This is a genomic window from Aliidiomarina halalkaliphila (assembly GCF_007096385.1).
GTDB classification, from domain to species: Bacteria; Pseudomonadota; Gammaproteobacteria; order Enterobacterales; family Alteromonadaceae; genus Aliidiomarina; species Aliidiomarina halalkaliphila.
In genome coordinates, this window is sequence record NZ_VJWL01000001.1 from 639,117 (window position 1) to 656,915 (window position 17,799).

At 48.8% G+C, this 17,799-nt stretch carries 18 protein-coding genes; 3 read left to right on the top strand and 15 right to left on the bottom strand.

The features are described from left to right. Nucleotides 1-40 precede the first annotated feature (40 nt). A complete protein-coding gene (locus FM042_RS02975; protein WP_143234254.1) occupies nucleotides 41-2,404 on the bottom strand; it encodes an efflux RND transporter permease subunit in 2,364 nt (787 codons plus the stop codon). A 15-nt stretch (nucleotides 2,405-2,419) separates the two neighbouring features. Beyond that, entirely contained in the window at nucleotides 2,420-3,559 is a 1,140-nt protein-coding gene (locus FM042_RS02980; protein ID WP_143234255.1) for a WD40/YVTN/BNR-like repeat-containing protein, read from the bottom strand. 252 nt (nucleotides 3,560-3,811) lie between these two features. On the opposite strand from FM042_RS02980, the gene FM042_RS02985 reads away from it, so the two are divergent. Next, complete coding sequence (locus tag FM042_RS02985; protein ID WP_143234256.1) at nucleotides 3,812-5,164, top strand: DUF1329 domain-containing protein; 1,353 nt, start codon at nucleotides 3,812-3,814, stop codon at nucleotides 5,162-5,164. A gap of 111 nt (nucleotides 5,165-5,275) precedes the next feature. Here the strand turns inward: FM042_RS02985 and FM042_RS02990 are convergent, their stop codons facing one another. From FM042_RS02990 to FM042_RS03000, 3 genes are read right to left on the bottom strand one after another with little or no spacing between them, the layout of a single operon-like run. Continuing rightward, nucleotides 5,276-6,160, bottom strand: a complete 885-nt coding sequence (locus FM042_RS02990; RefSeq protein WP_143234257.1) for an NAD(P)-dependent oxidoreductase — start codon at nucleotides 6,158-6,160, stop codon at nucleotides 5,276-5,278. Next, nucleotides 6,157-6,933, bottom strand: coding sequence for a methyltransferase domain-containing protein (locus tag FM042_RS02995; RefSeq protein WP_143234258.1), 777 nt, complete (start codon nucleotides 6,931-6,933; stop codon nucleotides 6,157-6,159). Before FM042_RS02995 ends, FM042_RS02990 begins: the two co-directional genes overlap by 4 nt. Then, nucleotides 6,933-7,688, bottom strand: coding sequence for a Nif3-like dinuclear metal center hexameric protein (locus tag FM042_RS03000; RefSeq protein WP_143234259.1), 756 nt, complete (start codon nucleotides 7,686-7,688; stop codon nucleotides 6,933-6,935). Before FM042_RS03000 ends, FM042_RS02995 begins: the two co-directional genes overlap by 1 nt. A 114-nt stretch (nucleotides 7,689-7,802) precedes the next feature. Here FM042_RS03000 and FM042_RS03005 point away from each other — a divergent pair, with 114 nt between their 5' ends. Next, a complete protein-coding gene (locus FM042_RS03005) occupies nucleotides 7,803-8,231 on the top strand; it encodes a hypothetical protein (RefSeq protein WP_143234260.1) in 429 nt (142 codons plus the stop codon). 43 nt (nucleotides 8,232-8,274) lie between these two features. Here FM042_RS03005 and FM042_RS03010 read toward each other — a convergent pair whose 3' ends face one another. From FM042_RS03010 to FM042_RS03055, 10 genes are all read right to left on the bottom strand, one after another. Then, nucleotides 8,275-8,799, bottom strand: a complete 525-nt coding sequence (locus FM042_RS03010; protein ID WP_143234261.1) for a DUF3833 domain-containing protein — start codon at nucleotides 8,797-8,799, stop codon at nucleotides 8,275-8,277. Between the two features lie 47 nt (nucleotides 8,800-8,846). Next, on the bottom strand, nucleotides 8,847-9,407 hold the full coding sequence (locus FM042_RS03015) for a chalcone isomerase family protein (RefSeq protein ID WP_143234262.1): 561 nt from the start codon (nucleotides 9,405-9,407) through the stop codon (nucleotides 8,847-8,849). 38 nt (nucleotides 9,408-9,445) lie between these two features. Then, nucleotides 9,446-9,946, bottom strand: coding sequence for a DUF2878 domain-containing protein (locus FM042_RS03020; RefSeq protein WP_185960675.1), 501 nt, complete (start codon nucleotides 9,944-9,946; stop codon nucleotides 9,446-9,448). A gap of 1 nt (nucleotide 9,947) precedes the next feature. Continuing rightward, nucleotides 9,948-11,189, bottom strand: coding sequence for a class I SAM-dependent methyltransferase (locus FM042_RS03025; RefSeq protein ID WP_143235592.1), 1,242 nt, complete (start codon nucleotides 11,187-11,189; stop codon nucleotides 9,948-9,950). Between the two features lie 7 nt (nucleotides 11,190-11,196). Further along, nucleotides 11,197-12,033, bottom strand: a complete 837-nt coding sequence (locus tag FM042_RS03030; protein WP_232366339.1) for a DUF1365 domain-containing protein — start codon at nucleotides 12,031-12,033, stop codon at nucleotides 11,197-11,199. After that, nucleotides 12,030-13,346 (bottom strand): NAD(P)/FAD-dependent oxidoreductase, encoded by a 1,317-nt coding sequence (locus FM042_RS03035; RefSeq protein WP_143234264.1) that lies wholly within the window; start codon nucleotides 13,344-13,346, stop codon nucleotides 12,030-12,032. Before FM042_RS03035 ends, FM042_RS03030 begins: the two co-directional genes overlap by 4 nt. A 78-nt stretch (nucleotides 13,347-13,424) precedes the next feature. Further along, the gene (locus FM042_RS03040; RefSeq protein WP_143234265.1) at nucleotides 13,425-14,165 is read right to left on the bottom strand and encodes an SDR family NAD(P)-dependent oxidoreductase; all 741 of its coding nucleotides are present in this window, start codon (nucleotides 14,163-14,165) and stop codon (nucleotides 13,425-13,427) included. Next, nucleotides 14,162-14,623, bottom strand: a complete 462-nt coding sequence (locus tag FM042_RS03045) for a nuclear transport factor 2 family protein (protein WP_143234266.1) — start codon at nucleotides 14,621-14,623, stop codon at nucleotides 14,162-14,164. Before FM042_RS03045 ends, FM042_RS03040 begins: the two co-directional genes overlap by 4 nt. Then, entirely contained in the window at nucleotides 14,610-16,061 is a 1,452-nt protein-coding gene (phrB, locus tag FM042_RS03050; protein WP_143234267.1) for a deoxyribodipyrimidine photo-lyase, read from the bottom strand. The genes FM042_RS03045 and phrB overlap by 14 nt, the downstream gene beginning before the upstream one ends. After that, complete coding sequence (locus FM042_RS03055; protein WP_143234268.1) at nucleotides 16,051-16,983, bottom strand: YbgA family protein; 933 nt, start codon at nucleotides 16,981-16,983, stop codon at nucleotides 16,051-16,053. Before FM042_RS03055 ends, phrB begins: the two co-directional genes overlap by 11 nt. A 220-nt stretch (nucleotides 16,984-17,203) precedes the next feature. On the opposite strand from FM042_RS03055, the gene FM042_RS03060 reads away from it, so the two are divergent. Continuing rightward, entirely contained in the window at nucleotides 17,204-17,797 is a 594-nt protein-coding gene (locus FM042_RS03060) for an LON peptidase substrate-binding domain-containing protein (RefSeq protein ID WP_143234269.1), read from the top strand. The last annotated feature ends 2 nt before the right edge of the window (nucleotides 17,798-17,799 follow it).

Genomic DNA, 17,799 nt, shown 5'->3' on the forward strand with positions numbered 1-17,799 from the left:
CCCGTGAGGCCGCGTTTTCTATTCATGGTTCCCGTAACGGTTAATTATTACTACCTAAGGCCTTCGGTTCTGATTTTGGGCCCACCCGGAATAGGCATGCAAGCGCAGGAATTAGAATGAGCGCACCGAGCATATTCCATAGGAACATAAAGGTTAATAGCAAGCCCATATCGGCCTGGAACTGAATCGGCGACCACATCCACGTAGCCACACCAATAGCCAAGGTTAAACCGGTGAAACCAACCGCTTTACCTGTTTTTGATAAGGCATACAGATAGCTCTCGGCCAATTCCATTCCTTGATTCAAGGCTTCGCGGATCTTCGAGTAGATATAAATACCATAATCCACACCAATACCGACCCCAAGCGCAATCACAGGCAAGGTTGCTACCTTCACACCGATGCCGAGTTTTGCCATCAAAGCTTGGCTCATTACCGTGGTAAACATCAGTGGTAACACAATGCAAATAACCGTTCGAATGCTACGGAAGGTAATCAAACATAAAGCGATGACCACCCCATAAACCCACATCAGCATACGGAACTGCGCGTCTTCAATCACCTTGTTGGTGGCCGCTTCGATACCCGCATTACCCGCGGCCATTAAAAACTCCACATCCTCAGTTGGGAACTGTGACGCAAACGCACGAACTTCATCCACCACCCGGTTTAAGGTATCGGCTTTATGGTCGTTAAGATATAAAATCACCGGGGCCATAGAACATTCGCCATTAAACAAACCACTTGGGCGTTGTCCAATAGACGCATTAATCACGAAATTATCGCGATTCACGCTACCCCATTTGAGGTTCCCCTCGTTGATACCCGCCATACCGAGCTTCGACACGTACACAATTGAGCGTACGCTTTGCACCCCAGGTACGTTTTCCATATGCCACTGGAAACGATCCATAAGTGCCATGTTCTTATAGTCGATACACTGACCTGGCGCTGTTTCCACCATCACCACAAAGATATCTGTGCTGGCGCTATAGTTTTCGACTTGGAATGCGTTATCTAAATTGTATCGTGAGTCCGCTCGTAATTCAGGCGCGCCGCTATCCAAGTCACCAATTTGTAGGTTTTGGGATTGATACACTCCCCACACCGTCATCATTAAAGCGACGGCAACGGCACCCATGGCCCATTTTGGCTGTGTAAAGCGGCCAAATAAAGTGAGCACTGGATGGGATCCTTTGCGTACCTTCTGCAAATACGCCACGCCGCCTTTGGAAACGTCCAAGTACGAGGTAAGAATCGGTAACAACCCTAAATTGGTCAGTACGATAACCGCAACACCAATACTGGCCGCTATCGCCAGCTCTTTAATCACTTCAACGTCGATGACCATCAAGGTCGTAAAACCGATGGCATCTGATGCTAATGCAGTAAGACCTGCAACATATAAGCCACGGAAAGCCAAACGTGCCGCATTGATTTTATCTTCACCATCGGCCCGATTGGCCATCACAGCGTTGATAATTTGCACCCCGTGGCTAACCCCAATAGCAAACACTAAAAACGGTACCAACATGGAATATGGGTTAATTCCACTGCCGATAAGTTTGATAATCCCTAGTTGCCAAATGACGGCAACAATGGAACAGAGCAAAACCACCAAGGAGCTGCGCAGACAGCGACTGTATAAAAATAGCATCCCCAACGTAATAAACATGGCGAGGATGAAGAACCCGCCCACCAACATGGCGCCGTCGATGAGATCGCCGACGACCTTGGCGAAGCCGACGATCTGAATATTGATCGTATCGGATTCAAAACGCTCACGAATATCCCGTTCTAAACGCTGGCCAAACTCGTGGTAATCCAAGCGCTCACCGGTTTCTGGATCGATTTCGTTCAGCGGCACATAAATCAATGCCGAGCGGAAGTTATTCGCCACCAAATCACCAACGGTGCCGGAGCGTAATATGTTTTGCCGCAATTGCTCCAGAGATTCTTCAGAACCGTCGTAGGTATCTGGGATGACTGGGCCACCGACGAACCCTTCTTCGGTTACCTCCGACCAGCGTACATTAGGCGTCCAAATCGAGCGCATTCCCGAGCGGTTTACACCGCGCACAAAGGAAAGTTCGTCGGTTACCTCACGCAGAAGTTCTTGGAATTCCGCTTCAAAGATAGTGCCGTCGGTGGTCTCTACAGACACCCGAATGGCATTCCCCATGGTGGCCAAATCATCTTCATATTTGAAGAAGTTTTGCACGAACTCGTGGTTCGCTGGAATCATTTTACGAAAGGATGCATCCGGGCGCACTTGTGCGGCGTGATACAGCAAAAATGCTGTCAGTCCCGCAAAAATCAACACCCAAAGTAAACGATACTTAAACAGCAGGTTCTCAGCCAGAGACGCTTTGCCATGTGTCGAAGTGTTTTGTTGTTCTTGCATGAGTTCCATGTCCCCTTAGTGGCCGATACGTGCAGGCAGTTGGAAGGTTTGCACACCCGCGCGACCTACCAAGATTAATGTATTTTCTGCGCTTTCACGCACACCAGAGAGAGGTGAGTTGGTTTCGTGAGAATAAAGCGTACTTTCGAGCGTATCGGGGTCAATAACCACAATCACACCGGAGTGACCGACCAAAACAACGCGTCCATCCGCCAACACCGTGCCGCTATTGAGGTTATAGCGCGTATTAACTTGAACATCGGTAAAGGTTTCACCATCGTTGTCAGACACAAATACATTACCGCGCAAACCATACACCCATAACTGATTTTGCTGATCATAAAGCGCACCAAACAACGAACCATGGTAAGGAGAATCTAACATCTCAAACGTTTCCCCTTGATCGTCGCTCCGCGCTAACAATCCCGCTTCGCCCACTAACACCAAGGTGCCATCTGCTGCGAGCACGAGTTTGTTGGGGTGATACCCCACGGGGTTATCAATGGCATCGGTATTTATCGACCAGGTATCGCCGCCGTCAGTGGTGCGCAAAATAGTTCCGTATGCCCCTACTACTAAACCGATGTCACGGTTTAAAAAGAGTACATCGAGAAAAGGCTTGGTCGGGCCCACTTCAAACTGGATTTCCGCCCCACCGATGTGGAACATTAATTCGTCTAACTGGAATTCGAGATCTTCCCGCTCGTATTCATCATCTGTTTCTGCGATAGCATCTTCAAAGTATGCTTCACGTTCTTGCAGCCATTCGTATTCCATCTCCAACAACTGAAGGCCATCCATGCGAAATTCCCACGTCACCCCGCCATCGGTGCTCTGCAGAATTACGCCTTCATGACCCACCGCCCAAAGGTGCTCCTGATCCACCGCATGAACGGCAGTGAGTAAAACACTAGTGGGAATATCTCGCTGTACCCAGTCGCCGTCTGCGTAATACTTCACGACGGTGCCAAGTGCGCCTACCGCATAAAAATTTCCATTCACTTGTTCTAAACCAACTAATTTCCCTTGGGTCGCTAAACGCGCCTGTGGGGCTGGTGTGAATAGCGGATCGTAACGCTCTACCTCGTCCTCAGCTAATGCTTGGGGACCAGCAAGGATGGCGGTCAACAGCCCAGCCAACGCAATCCGTTTCATAGATTTACTCCAGTCGTTTAATTTTAATCGGCGAACCGACCTTTCTTTGTTATTCTTCCGATTGTATAGTCTAACGGGCGTTTGAAAACCCCTGAGGCCAAATTTTTCTTATATTCGCTAGTATTTAATACAAAAATTCTACATATTTTATTTTAGTAGAATTTGGTGTAGCTTAGGTGTAACTCCATCCGGAACTAAATTCCGGACTGGTGTTCCAATTAAAAGAACGTACAGGAACTAAGGACAACGACAATGAAGAAAATCATGCTTACTGCTGGAGTCATGGCGTTATCGCTGGTCTCTGCGAGCGTCAGTGCAGCAGTTTCTGCAGAAGAAGCTGCGCGATTGGGTCAAGATCTGACTCCATTAGGCGCTGAGCGTGCCGGAAGCGCTGATGGACGTATTCCGGAGTGGACAGGCGGATATAGTCGTCCTGGTGAAGACGTACGCCGTCCGCAGAATCCTTTTCCGGATGACGAAATTCTTTACACCATTACCCGTGACAACCTTGATGAGCATCGCGATCGCCTGAGCCCAGGTCAAATCGCTATGTTCGAACGGTATGACACGTACAAAATGAATATTTACCAGACACGTCGCACAGCGGCTTATCCGCAAGAAATTTACGATATCGTAAAACAGAATGCGACCAATGCCAGCTTAGTTGAAGGCGGGTCTGGATTAGACGGATTCCAAGGCTATGTGCCCTTCCCGATTCCAGAAACCGGATTGGAAGTCATTTGGAACCACTTAACGCGTTATCGTGGCGGTGCCGTTCAGCGTACTGTGGGACAATTCCCAGTACAAACGAATGGTCGCTTTGAAATGGTACGTTTACGTGAGCAACTCGTATGGCCTGAAAACCTGCAAGGTGGTCGCGATGAGCGTGCAGACGACAACATTCTTTTCTACTTCTTACAAGAAGTTCTGGCCCCTGCATCGCAGACCGGTAACATCCTGTTGGTACATGACACCATCAACCAAGTAAAAGAAGTTCGCCGCGCATGGTTATATAATGCCGGTCAGCGCCGTGTTCGTCGGGCACCAAGTGTTGCTTACGACGGTCCGGGTACCGCAGCAGATGGTCTTCGTACTTCCGATGGCCTCGATATGTTCAACGGTGCTCCAGACAAATACGATTGGAAACTAGTCGGCAAGAAAGAAATGTATATCCCGTACAACAACTATAAGTTGTTAGACGATAGCCTTCGCTATACGGATATCATTAAGCCTGGCCACATGAACCAAGACTACGTTCGTTACGAACTGCATCGGGTATGGGTTGTTGAAGGTACACTTAAAGATGGCGAGCGTCATATTTATGCCAAGCGTAACTTCTTCATCGACGAAGATACTTGGACCGCATCGGTGATCGACCATTACGACGGTCGTGGTCAGTTGTGGCGCGTAGGTGAAGCCTATAACGTGCAATATTATGGAAACGACGTTCCGTGGATGTCTGCAGAAGCGCTGTACGACCTCAACAATGGCCGTTACCTGGTATTGGGTCTAGCCAACGAAGAAGGTGATTTCATGAACTTTGATATCACTCCACGTCGCTCAGACTTCACAACTCAGGCGTTACGCCGTATGGGTGTGCGTTAATTCCAACGTCCCAATAAAACACGAAACCCCGCTTCAGAGCGGGGTTTTTTTATGCATCTCACATGGCTAATCTACGCATGCTTCCAAACGCAGCAGGCGCTAGCCCATTCGTTACTTGAGTCGTGTAATTAAACTGCTGGTATCCCAGCGCCGACCACCGGCTTGCTGCACATCCGCGTAAAATTGGTCAATCAGCGCGGTCACCGGTAAACGAGCGCCATTGCGGTTTGCTTCCGCCAGTGCGATTCCCAAATCTTTGCGCATCCAATCGACCGCAAAGCCAAATTCGAATTCATCTTTCCACATCGTGTGGGAACGATTTTCCATCTGCCAGCTCCCTGCAGAGCCCTTGCTGATCGCATCCACCAGTTTCTCTGGATCCAGTCCCGCGCGCTTGGCGAAAGCGAGGCCTTCGGAAAGCCCTTGAACCACACCCGCGATACAAATCTGATTGACCATTTTCGCAAGCTGACCACTACCGACTGGACCTTGTAGCCCAACAAACTTGGAAAACGTATCCATTAACGGCTGTACACGCGACAACACGGAGGCCGCACCGCCCACCATAACCGTGAGCTGGCCGTTTTCGGCACCAATCTGACCTCCAGATACAGGCGCGTCTAGAAAAGCCGCTCCATGGCCCGCAGCGGCCTCGCCTAATTCCCGAGCTAAATCTGCTGATGCGGTCGTGTGATCGACCAATACCGCATCCTTTTTTAACCCAGCAAGAATGCCGGAATCGCCATAAATCACACTGCGTACATCGTCGTCATTGCCCACACAGACGAACACCGCATCTTTGTTGTCTGCGGCTGCCTTTGGTGTATCCGCCCGGGTACCTCCGAATTCGGCCACCCATTGGTCTGCCTTGGCTTGCGTTCGGTTATAAACGGTAACTTCATAGCCTGCACGAGCGAGATGACCCGCCATCGGATAGCCCATCACGCCCATACCAATAAAGGCCACTTTGAGCGAACTGGTTGTTGATTGGTTCATCGATACTCCTTTCTAAATAACGTGTGTTGATAGCGTCCCAGCGCACGATATGGCTCCTGGTGACGATAGCGTAGCTCAAGCTGCAATAATTTCTCGAAGTCAAACTCTGGGGGGCGAATATAGTCGTGAAAACAGCGTACCCCGCTATGTCGAAATAGCGTTAGCGGAAACTGCTGCATACGGGCCAACACAACCCCAGGATCTAACGGATGATTCGGGCTAAAACGGACTTTTTTCTTTACTTGAAGGTCGTTGGCTACATAGTCAAAGTTGCTATACACCATGTTAGCCATACGTTTTGCATGAACGTTATAGAACATCAATGATAGCCAACCACCTGCAGCGACGCGTTTTGCTAATAAAGGTAATGCCGCGAAAGGTTGGGCTAGCCACTCCAAAACTGCATGACACAGCACCACATCAAATTCTTGATCGGGAACTATACTCTCCAAGGATTGCAAATCCGCAACGTAATAGTGATACCGCTCCGATAGACCCAGAGCCTGATGGCGTAGTTTTGCTTTGTCCACCATGTCCTGAGATATGTCCGTGTGGATCACCTCATGCCCTGCTGCCGCAAACCAGGTGTTGACCTGCCCTAACCCAGCGCCAATATCAAGCACCCGTAATGGACGCGCACTGTGAATCAAAGCGTTCAGGTCTGCTGCGAGTACAGCCTCACGAATTTTCCCCTTTCCGGTGGCATAAATATTGCGATCAAACTCATCCACATCCGTGGCAAAAGCGCGATCTTGAGGATCTCGAGAGCTCATTAAGCAGGGTTGTCCATATCAAGAAAGTCTACCTGAATATCGGTTTCAGCGGCTAAACGCTCACCGAGCGCTCTCACACCGTAACGCTCTGTGGCGTGATGACCCGCAGCAAAAAATTGTATTCCACATTCTCTGGCCACGTGAATGGTTTGCTCGCTTACTTCACCGGTGATAAAAGCATCAGCGCCAGCAGCAACAGCTTGTTCGATAAAGCTCTGACCGCCGCCGGTGCATATGGCAATACGGCGAATAGGTTGTTCGCTCAGTTCCACCGCCACCAACGTGCGCTCAAGCAATGTTTCAATTTGATCGGCCAATTCATAGCCGCTTTTTGCCTCGGGCAAAGTCCCCATCATTAAAATACCATCGGGTTTCACACCGACAATGCCTTGAGCTTCTTCGGCACCCATTAAACGCAACATTTCCGCATTATTGCCAAAGTCAGGATGGATATCTAACGGCAGATGATAGCCAATTAGATTCATATCATAGGCGAGCAACGCCTTCAGGCGACGTTGTTTCATACCAATCACACGGGCATCTTCACCTTTCCAAAAATAACCATGATGAACCAACAAGGTATCGGCACCCGCTTGGATGGCTGCGTCAATTAAGTTTTGGCTTGCGGTCACGCCAGTAATTACATGACGAATATCTTCTCGCCCCTCTACTTGTAAGCCATTAGGGCAATAATCCTGAATCAATTGAGGCTGTAACCAAGAATCAAGTAAGCGAATGACGTCTGTGCGTAACACGAAAACACCTCTTATGCTGAGTTCCACACGGCGATGGATTAGACAGTTGCCGTAAAGTTAGGTATAAAAATACTGTAAACACATTAATCTATGTTACCACACAGGGAAACAACGATGAGCAAACTTGACAAAGAGCAGGTGCTTGCCGACTTTACAGCGGCTTACGAAAAAGCCAACGGCAAAAAGCCCAAAATTGAAGACAACAACGGCTGGTATAGTGTTGATGGCGGCAAGAATGTGCGCCTCGCTCAACTTGCTAAGGACGCGAAATCATTAGGTGGCGGAAAGAAAGCTGCCGTAGATAAGAAAGCGCCTGCAGCTAAAAAAGCGGCTGCGCCTAAGAAAGCCGCTACAGCCAAAAAAGAAACAGCAACCAAGAAAGCCCCTGCCGCTAAAAAAGCCCCAGCAGCGAAGAAAGCGAGCAGCAAGGCCAAACCGGCAACCTCCAAGAAATCAAGCAGTGGCGGCCTTACCGCAAAAGAGCTTTGGAAACAGAAGCTGGAAGAACAACCAGCGGCCCGCCTTCCACGAGGAATGCAATAACATCCTAAGTTCAGTAGCCGCTCCGGCGGCTACTCACTTTTTCCTATTCTTTACGCTCAATAAAAATTGTAATTTCACCGACACGAAAACCAAATTTGCGCATCTCGGTTTTGTTTACCAAGCGGTCGTCATCCAGTAAAAACATCCAGTCATCCAACGTAATGGCAATGGTGCCATCGCGCCAAGGTACTTCTAGTTGGTACACCCAATGTAGCGCGTTACCCGCAGTGGTTCCTCGCGCAGTACCCACAACATCACCGGCAGTGCCTTCATAACTATTTGGACCCGTCTTGGTGATTTCCCAAACCCGCGTTTCTTCGCGACCATCATCCCAGTAAAATACTTCGTCTAAAATCCCTTGGTTACCGTCCCACGTTGCCACAATATCTGCACGAAAACGTTGCGTCACCTTTCCAGATCGATCTTGAACCATTCCATAGGCCACGAGTTCACCGACAAAGAATTTATCAAGCGCAAGCCGCGGCTCCACATGCTCATAATCAGAAATATGCGTTGAGCACGCGCTCAAAAATAGTGTAACTGCCCCAAACCACCACCATTTATTCATTCTGAACTCCCACTGCATCGCAGCTGTAACCTGTTTATAATTCAACCCTATTCGCTGGCAGCACCAACGAGTTCATCACGGTTGCTGCGAAAACGCGCATCTTCCGACAACCAAATCCCCAGAAATCGTTCCGCGAACCCGTCTGCTTGGATAGAGCCAAGTAACCCTGTTTCCCCATGAAAATACGTGGTCCCGTTGCCCAAGGTATGGGCCACAATACAATCGCCACGCTCTACATCGGGCCAGATTTTCGCCAGCTCTTGGAGCCAAGATTTTTTCTCTTCATCAATCGTATAGCCCATACGTTCCCACTCATCGCGGGTTTGATCCACTAAGGTATTGGCAGTAAAGGAACGTCCGTAATTGATACGTAAGGCAACAGCTTGCGCATCAGAATGGCGGCCGGTATCTGTGTATAATTGGGCGTCGTAAATACGAAATAGCATAACGCGAAGACGTGTCTCCCCTACCTTTTCCCAATCCACCTGGCTGTACTCTGCTTCCCACATCTGTTCAGCACAGCGTCCATAATCTGAAGCAAGTGCCGTACCCGAGGCGCAGAGTATCGTTACACCCACAGCAAGTAACCCCATACAACGTTTCATCATTCCTCCTACGCAACGCGAGCGCACGAATCACCATGAACTTACTTACGGGATTTTAGGGCCTCTGGATTGACCAAGCGTGAAATAAATATCATGAGCAGTGCCCATGCTATTGCGTAAACCGCTATCACCCAAGGCACGGGGAGAAGAAGTTCTGCAGCGCCGAAGCGAGCACCCGCAAGATAGGTCACGGGACCAAATATTGCTCCCGCAATAGCCGCAAGTAGGTAACGGCGGTGTAACCAATCGAATACCACCAAGGCCATTCCAGTGAATCCGACCCAAAGCAGATAAAGCCACGCAGGAATGCCATTGGTTCCGGTAAATTGAATCACGCCGAATAGGACGGTGAGCCATTCCACCAATAGTCCCACGAGTAAAATAGCAATAAAGGCGCGGCGTTGCCGCCATAGAGCGGCAGGGGTAGCGGCAAACATGACAGCAATCATTAGCGCCGTGAGCCACAGCCAAGGATCACGCCCCCAGACGGCGCTTAACCACACCCCATCAAAGATGACAAAAGCGATAATGCGTGGGTTCATATTAGCTCGCGTGGGAGGCTTTGGTAGCCTTGAGTTGCACCGCCGAAATGGTGCGCTGTAAAAAGCCACCTTCGCAATAGCACAAGTAGTAGTTCCAAAGGCGGGCGAAACGGTCATCGTAACCGAATGCCTTCAGTTCCTCTGCTCGATGGTTAAATCGAATCCGCCAATCGCGTAAGGTGTGAGCATAATCAAATCCAATATCCGTTAATTCCCGCATCACAAGCTGCGTATGCTTGCGGAACATACGACTGACCAGCTCCACAGACGGCAAATACCCCCCAGGAAAGATATGTTTCTGGATAAAATCCACGTTGCGGTTATAACTATCCAAACGCTGATCTGCAATGGTGATTGCTTGTAGCACCATGGTGCCACCGGGTTTCAATAAATCGTTACACTTTTTAAAGAACACAGGCATGTATTCAGCGCCCACGGCTTCAATCATCTCCACCGACACCAACTTATCGTACTGCCCCTGCAGATCTCGATAGTCTTCTTTAAGAAGGGTGATTTTATCTTCAAGGCCTTCCTGTTTTACAAGAATTTGCGCGTGTTGGTACTGTGCTTCAGAGATGGTCGTGGTGGTTACGCGGCAACCATAGTGTTTGGCCGCAAAAATCGCCAACCCGGCCCAACCGGTGCCAATTTCTACCAAATGATCGTCTGGCGTGAGGGCGAGCATATCGCACAAGCGCGCGAGCTTGGCCTCTTGCGCTTGTTCCAAGGTGGTATCATGCGACGGATAGACCGCACTTGAATACTGCATACGACTATCCAAGAAACGCTCATAGAGCTCGTTGCCAAGGTCATAATGAGCTGCAATATTCTCTTTGGCGCGGGTTTTACTATTTCTACGACGCAAATGTGTGATGCGTTGGAGCGGCCAGCTCAACCAAGCCAGCTTTTTTTCAAGGCGATCCATGACATGCAAATTCGCCGCAAATAATTCAATCACTTTCGTAAGATCAGGGGATGTCCATTCACCCGCAACAAAAGATTCGCCAGCGCCGATATCACCTTCAAACAGAAAACGCCGATAGGTGGCCGCGGACTGAATATCAATCACCGCTGCTGGGCTTGCACCACGTTTTCCGAAGCGCCCTACTTCCTCACCTTGTTCTAGAATTCGCAGCTCACCTTCTGCAAGCTGATTTAACACCTTAAACAACAGCTGCCGAGTGAAACGCTCAATACGTGACATTTCACCGGATTCCATTAAAGCCGTATTTCCTTGCGACATTCTCATACTAAGATTCCTTGGAGCGGCTGTTCGCGCCGTTATCTGAAACTTTGTTGTTGGGCTTACCCGGGTGCCCATAGAACGGCACCCGTTTGATCAATAATTTCAATGCTTGCCAATAAATCCCACCGAGAATTTTTAAAATCATCAATGGGTGTCGTCTAAATACGTTGCGAATCGTACTCTGGTTCAATGGTTCACGGGTTAAGGCAAGACTGGCGTCAAAATGTTTCTCATCAACGTGGCATTCAATGTGCACGAGTAAAGGGCTCCCGGTATCCATCGACGGTTTCGTGAGGCGCCAGTGATACCGCATATTCATCGGGTTAAAGGGAGAGACGTGAAACGCTTTCTCGTGATCACGCACATCGCTAAGATCTAATAAATAATAATGCCGTTCGTTCCAAGGCGTATTACTTACCTCAGCAAGCATATAGCGAAACTCACCTTGATTATCGCGCAGGTAGTAACAGTTAATAGGGCTAAAGAAGAGCCCAAAGGTACGAATATTTCCTAAGAAAAACACGGTGCCTATTACCGGTTTCCCGGCTAACTCCGCCATTTTGTGACGAACCGCATCGGCGAGCGTATGACAATCGGCAATGCTGCCATTGCGCGGTACACTGGGGACGTAATCAGGCTCATGAAAGCGAAAATAAGCGCGCTTGTGACTCGTTGACAAGAGTTTGGATTGACGCTCTGCAGCGTCCAGGGCGTCAAGGTTAAACCACCACTGCATCACGCGATAATTAAAACGGTGGGATTTTGGGGTAAAACGTCGGTGTCGAACATTCCCCCAATAAATACCGTGCCCTGCAGCCTGTTCAGACATGTCTTTACTCATACAGCGCCTTTCATCTGATGTAGCGCAGCATTGCCCGCATCATCCGGCCCTTCTATGCCGAAGCGATGGGCGATATCTACAGCACTGCGCACCCCGTCTTCATGAAAGCCGCTGTACCAATAGGCACCGCAAAAATGGGTGTGGCGTTTACCACAAATTTCTAGTCGTCGTTGCCGTTTTGCAAATGAATCCACGGAATACACCGGATGGGCGTAGGTAAATCGCCGTAAGATCCTATTGGGATCAATCGCAGCGGTATTATTGAGCGTCACGCAGAACGTTTTCGATGGGTGCGTGATTCCCTGCAAAATATTCATGTTGTACGTCACCGTGGCAGGGTGAAGCTCCCCATCTTTGTGTTGTGGTAATAGGTAATTCCAACTGGCCCAAGCGGCTTTGCGTTTCGGTAACTGCGAGATATCCGTATGCAAGACCACATCGTTATCTTGGTATGGAATTCCACCAAGAATTTCTTTCTCTTCCGATGACGGATCAGCAAGCAACGCCAAGGCTTGAGCACTATGGCACGCGAATATCACTTCATCAAAATTTTCTTCGCGGCCGTCGCTATGCACTATGACCACGCCTTTATCCAATCGACTGACGGTGGCAATGCGAGCATTTAATTGAATGCGATCGGCAAAGGCTGCGGTTAATGCCGGAATATAAGAGCGTGAACCGCCTTCAATGACATGCCACTGAGGCCGATCACTGATATTAAGAAGCCCGTGGTTCATGAAAAAGCGTAAGAAAAACTGCAGCGGGAAATTCGCCGCTTCCTTAAGACTTGCCGACCAAATTGCCGCACACATGGGATACAGGTAGTTGTGCCTAAACTCCTGACCCAAAGCGAGTTCATCGACAAATTGAGATAAGGTCTGCTGTGCTAAATCTGCTTCTGAGCGATTACTAAATGCCTGTTTCGCCTGATCGTTAAAGCGCACAATATCCCGCAGCATACGGTAAAAACGAGGGCGCAAAAAGTTACGTTTTTGCGCAAACAAGGTCCAAAGGCTATGTCCGTTATACTCAAGACCAGAATTTGGATTCTGTACACTGAACGACATTTCCGTATCTTTCCAGGCAACCTGATTCTGCTTCAATAAAGCCTTGAAGTGCGGGTAAGTTCGATCATTAAACACGATAAAGCCCGTGTCTATTGCAAAGCGCTGTCCATCGAGGTCCACATCCACGGTTGCTGTATGTCCGCCCACGTAATTATTCTTCTCAAACAAAAACACATCGTGTTTTTGTGACAGCAAATGGGCCGCGGTGATTCCTGCGACGCCTCCCCCAATAACTGCAATTTTCATATATCGTCCTGAAGCCAAACACCGTTTGTATGTGTCTCACGCCAACCCGTAACTAAATCACGGGAAAAGCACTGACAATTAAGACTGCTTCATACGTGTTGCAAGGTAGTTTTGGATCCCTCGGGGTAAGCGTTCTAATAAAGAAAGTATGCCTCCAAACAGCCGAGGAAAGGCAATATGTGATTTCCCTTTAGCGATGCCTCGCCGTATCGCTAAGGAAGCGTGTTCGACAGATACCCGCATCGGCATCTCAAAGTCATTTTTGTCCGTGAGTGGCGTTTTCACAAAGCCTGGAGATATCGTGATGACCTGAACACCGTTTTGTCCTATATCGGCTTGCAGGGAACGAGCAAAATAATGAATCGCCGCTTTACTGGCGCCGTATGCTTCTGCGCGGACAAAGGGAAACTGACGTGCCATGCTATCGACGATGGCTATTTTGCTCGATACAGGCATACGCGCTAGTAATGCCTGCAAGCAATACACCACGCCAAAAAAATTAGCAGCGAATACACGTTCAACTAAGGCCGCATCAAAATGCAAAGGATCATCAATGTATTCGCATACACCCGCATTTAAAATGGCAACGGTGATCTCCTGCTCACGCAAAAAGTCCGAGAGCACTCTGGTCGTCTGCGCCCGATCGGTGACATCGAATGCGAGGGTCAGAACCTTCCCTTGATGGGCCTTGCAATCATCTTTCACTCCCGCAAGCTTCTCCAGATTACGACCACAGGCAACCACATCCGCGCCTGACTTCGTGTAATCTTCCACTAATTGGCGCCCAATACCTGAGGTTGCACCGGTAATTAAGATCATGTGAAGTCCACCATACGTTTGCGAATTTTACCCAAGGCCCAACCTAATATCGGTACATGGTCGTACACCATGGACCCAAGATCGTAATAGTCCACTTGATGGCGAATACTGTGGCTATCTTCAGCAAACACGAGATGACTGGTTCCTGGAACAACAATCTCCCTACCCCCGGCAAGTTTCTCGTGATGAAGACGCATTTGCCACACCACGAACGCATGTTTGGCATTAATCATTTCTTCATGGATCGCAAAGTGACATGAAGTTACGTTCGCAAGCCCGTGCTCGAGATAGCTGTGTAAATGCTCTAATCCATTCACCTGAGTGACAGGATCTACAAAGCTCACCTCCTTATGATAAATCTCTCCCAAATCGCTTAACGAATCGAGGCTAAGGTCATCATAGAAATGTTTGAATTTATCGACGAGATCCCGCCGTTCCTTCGTTTTAATTGTTGCCATGTTTCACCTGCTTAAAGTTCGCGATAAATCGTTCACGCGCTTCTTTGTGATTTACCATCGGCGCTGGGTATGAATTATCCGGATCATATTGCCGCAACCACTGATGAGGTTCATGTATATGTTTGATCGGCACGTCCTTGAGTTCAGGCAACCAACGGCGAATATACACCCCATCAGGGTCCACTTTCTCGCTTTGCCGAGTAGGATTAAATACCCGAAAATAAGGCACTGCATCGGTACCGGTCGAGGCGCTCCATTGCCACCCACCATTGTTTGCGGGGAAACTGCCATCGATTAAATTTCGCATAAACCACTGTTCTCCCAGGCGCCAATCCATGTGCAAATCTTTGGTAAGAAAATTTGCGACAATCATGCGTACACGATTATGCATCCATCCGGTTTTCGCCAATTGGCGCATGCCCGCATCAACGATGGGATATCCCGTCTGCCCCTCGCACCATGCCTGAAAGGCTTTTTCATCCTTGCGCCATGGATAATTGTCAGTTTCTTCTTGAAATGGTTTATGTCGAGATAATCGCGGCACATGAAACATCAGATGCTGGTAAAACTCGCGCCAGGCTAACTCAGAGAGCCATGTATGCATCCCTTCCGAGAGTCCAGAGGGGAACTCTGGCGCTTGCTTTTGCAGAAAATGAGCTGCGATCCGCGGTGAAATAGCACCGATCTCCCAATAAGGAGATAGCTGGGATGTGCCTACTTCACTGGGCAAATCTCTGAGATGATGGTAGTGATCCGCTTTCTCACGTACATACACCGATACTTTCTGGCGAATTTGGGCCTCACCCACAAGCCAATCATCGGTGTGTCGACATTGCCCAGGAATATCATCAGGAACTCGCACATCAATGGTGGGCGCAGAATTATCACTACCGTCAGGAATCACGCTGCGCTGGTAGGGTCCCGGTAAACCCGCTGTGACCAACTCCTCTTTCCATGCTCGAAAAAACGGTGTAAACATGCGATAAAAACTACCGGTTCCCGATTGAATCCGTTCCGGAGCCACCAATAGATTGCTATCGTATTGAACCACTTGGATGCCTACTTCCTCAGCGTTCACGCATAACCTATGATCGCGCTGCCGTTCATGCAGCGGATACTCGCGATTAATATAAATCGCTTGTACGTCCTGCTTTGTGGCATACGCGACTATGTAGTCGACACTATCCTTAAAACTGGCCACCGTATGCACATGCAAGCTGTGCCCCCGTTCTGCGAGATCATTTGCAAGGCATTGCAGTTGACGATGATACAGCGACCACTTTGCCGCCGACCAATCATGGGCGCGCCATGTATCTGGGGTGCGCACCACAACAAAGTTGAGGCGTTCATGATTCGACGCTGCTCCGTAGATGGCGTCATTATCGAGTAGCCGCAAATCATTACGCAGCCATACCAACGCCTTGCTATTAGAGCCCATAACGCAGCTTCAGATCATTTGGATAGGGTTGAAAATAGGATTGCGTCTGCAAATACGCATCTGGATATTGGCGCAAATAGCTATTCATTAACGTAAGCGGTGCCGCGAGTGGCTCTTCACCATGCCGATAGCGCAGGATTAAATCAGTTAATTCTTGCCGTTGCACATCGTTTAACTGATCCGAAAAATAGCCTTGAATATGCTGCAGTACATTGGTGTGGTCACGGCGACTTGCAGGCGCACTCAAGGCACCCATCAAAGTTTCAATATAACGGGTAGCGAATTCGTCAGAAAGCGCGCTGACTTCCCCTAGTTCACGCCCTAACCGACGGTAAGTTGGCTGGTCATGTGCTAATAACAAAAGTTTGTGACGTGCATGAAACTCATACAGATCACGCTTACTCACAGGCTTCGGCAACGATTTCCAATCGTGATACACATACAAACGCAGCACAAAGTTTTCCCGTAACAAAGGATCATTCAAACGACCATCCTCCTCCATCGGCATGGCTGGAAACATGCGTCGGAGTTCTGCTGCAAATATGCCCATGCCCTCTTTGCGATTTGCGTTGCTCTCTTCGTCGTAAACCCGAACGCGCTCCATGCCACAGCTCGGTGATTTTGCGCAGAGGATATATCCACTCAGCTTGACTAGTTGGCTTTCACGAACGCGCGCAAATGCAGCCAGCTGCTCTGTAACATTCTCGCCAGTTTTTTGCACCACTGCCTGCGGCGCGTCGGAATCCCCCACCAATCGTATCGTTGGGCGAGGCACCGACATACCGATCCCGACTTCCGGGCAAAGCGGCAAATACTCCACATGCTTCCCTAAATCTTGCTGACAAAACGACGAGGCTTTGTGGCCCCCATCGTAGCGGACTTTCTGGCCTAACAAACATGCGCTAATGCCCACATATATCAAAGCTATTACTCCTATTTCCCTATCATATTTACGCCGCGTTTTATGCTGCTTACATAACGATAGAATGAATTACGTAGATTTACACCTCTAGGATTGCTTCTTCATCATAAAAATAATTGGTCAAAATAGATCCACCTACTTTCATTTCACGTAACTCTCTTCGATTTGTCACAAAAGCACCAGCGTTCTGGTGATTATGAAGTACTGTGGGTTACTCGCTATGAATCAGGACCGTAAACAAACATTAGGATTATTTCCACTCACCTCCCATGTTTTGCCTGGAGGCCGGATGCAACTGCGCGTATATGAACCACGCTATCTGCGCATGGTTCGTGATGCCTTGCGTGCGCAGCAAGGGTTTGGCTTATGTATGCTCAATCCACATGGCTGCAAGGAAGACAACAAACATATATATTCGGTGGGAACTTTGGTGCGTATTGTCGACTTCGAAAGTTTAGATGATGGCTGTTTAGGTATTACCATTGAAGGTAATCAGCTCTTTGATATTCAGTCGATCCGTACCGAGTCCGATGGCCTTCGGGTGGGCGATGTTCACCTCCGCCATCCCATCAACGGAGTGAGCGAAAGCGAGCAGGATCAGGAGTTACGCGTCCGCCTTCAAGAAGTATTTGAGTCCTATCCAGAGCTTGCTCAGCTGTATCCCCAGAAACAACTTAACGATCCAGTATGGGTATATCACCGATGGCTTGAAATCCTGCCCTTACAAGCAGATACCAAACAGAATCTGTTAAAAGACAATTACACCCAGTCGGTTCGTAATTTTCTGCAAGATTTATTTGCACAAAACCAATGAGT

Coding starts and splice junctions, on each gene's coding strand:
- FM042_RS03025 (WP_143235592.1), bottom strand. CDS start 11,189: ATGTCGCAAGGAAATACGGCTTTAATGGAATCCGGTGAAATGTCACGT.
- FM042_RS02995 (WP_143234258.1), bottom strand. CDS start 6,933: ATGAGCTCTCGAGATCCTCAAGATCGCGCTTTTGCCACGGATGTGGAT.
- FM042_RS03060 (WP_143234269.1), top strand. CDS start 17,204: ATGAATCAGGACCGTAAACAAACATTAGGATTATTTCCACTCACCTCC.
- FM042_RS02985 (WP_143234256.1), top strand. CDS start 3,812: ATGAAGAAAATCATGCTTACTGCTGGAGTCATGGCGTTATCGCTGGTC.
- FM042_RS02990 (WP_143234257.1), bottom strand. CDS start 6,160: ATGAACCAATCAACAACCAGTTCGCTCAAAGTGGCCTTTATTGGTATG.
- phrB (WP_143234267.1), bottom strand. CDS start 16,061: ATGGGCTCTAATAGCAAGGCGTTGGTATGGCTGCGTAATGATTTGCGG.
- FM042_RS03035 (WP_143234264.1), bottom strand. CDS start 13,346: ATGAAAATTGCAGTTATTGGGGGAGGCGTCGCAGGAATCACCGCGGCC.
- FM042_RS03030 (WP_232366339.1), bottom strand. CDS start 12,033: ATGAGTAAAGACATGTCTGAACAGGCTGCAGGGCACGGTATTTATTGG.
- FM042_RS03010 (WP_143234261.1), bottom strand. CDS start 8,799: ATGAATAAATGGTGGTGGTTTGGGGCAGTTACACTATTTTTGAGCGCG.
- FM042_RS03005 (WP_143234260.1), top strand. CDS start 7,803: ATGAGCAAACTTGACAAAGAGCAGGTGCTTGCCGACTTTACAGCGGCT.
- FM042_RS02975 (WP_143234254.1), bottom strand. CDS start 2,404: ATGCAAGAACAACAAAACACTTCGACACATGGCAAAGCGTCTCTGGCT.
- FM042_RS02980 (WP_143234255.1), bottom strand. CDS start 3,559: ATGAAACGGATTGCGTTGGCTGGGCTGTTGACCGCCATCCTTGCTGGT.
- FM042_RS03020 (WP_185960675.1), bottom strand. CDS start 9,946: ATGAACCCACGCATTATCGCTTTTGTCATCTTTGATGGGGTGTGGTTA.
- FM042_RS03045 (WP_143234266.1), bottom strand. CDS start 14,623: ATGGCAACAATTAAAACGAAGGAACGGCGGGATCTCGTCGATAAATTC.
- FM042_RS03015 (WP_143234262.1), bottom strand. CDS start 9,407: ATGATGAAACGTTGTATGGGGTTACTTGCTGTGGGTGTAACGATACTC.
- FM042_RS03040 (WP_143234265.1), bottom strand. CDS start 14,165: ATGATCTTAATTACCGGTGCAACCTCAGGTATTGGGCGCCAATTAGTG.